The 628-nt window shown below is 57.3% G+C and carries 1 protein-coding gene; it reads right to left on the reverse strand.

The annotated features are described in order from the left end of the window. Window positions 1-552: SDR family NAD(P)-dependent oxidoreductase (locus tag ACGLHR_RS52080; protein WP_400103993.1), on the reverse strand; the 552-nt coding region annotated here is incomplete at its 3' end. Window positions 553-628 lie beyond the last annotated feature (76 nt).

Genomic DNA, 628 nt, shown 5'->3' on the forward strand with positions numbered 1-628 from the left:
GATCGGGCCCGGGCTGATGACGTTCACACGGATGCCGCGAGACTTCAAGTCGAGCGTCCAGCTTCGGGCAAAGTTGCGCACCGCGGCCTTCGAGGCGCTATAGACGCTGAACGCTGGTGTGCCTTTGATGCTGACGTTGGAAGCGGTAAGGATCACTGAGCCACCATCGACTAGCAGCGGCAGTACCTTCTGCACCGTGAAGAGCACGCCCTTTACGTTGCGACCGAACGTGTCGTCATACTGCTCTTCGGTGATTGATCCCAAAGGCAGCATTGAGCCGCCACCAGCATTGACGAACAACACATCGATACGACCTGCCTCTGTCTTCACTCTCTCGTAAAGGCGATTGAGATCGCTGAGATTGGCGGAGTCCGCCTGGATGCCAGTGGCCCTCGGCCCGATCGCGGCAACGGCTGCATCGAGCTCGACCAGACGACGGCCGGTAACGAAGACCTGCGCGCCTTCAGTTGCGAAACGCTTGGCGGTGGCGAGGCCGATACCGGTCGTACCGCCGGTGACGACAGCTATTTTTCCTTCGAGTCTGCGTACCATGATCTATCTCTCCTGAGTGGGATGAGACAAATCTACGGCGGCATGCTATTTTTCGAAATAGAAATGAATGAAATCC

Origin of the sequence: Cupriavidus sp. CuC1 (genome assembly GCF_044627735.1) — a bacterium.
Lineage (GTDB): Bacteria > Pseudomonadota > Gammaproteobacteria > Burkholderiales > Burkholderiaceae > Cupriavidus > Cupriavidus ulmosensis.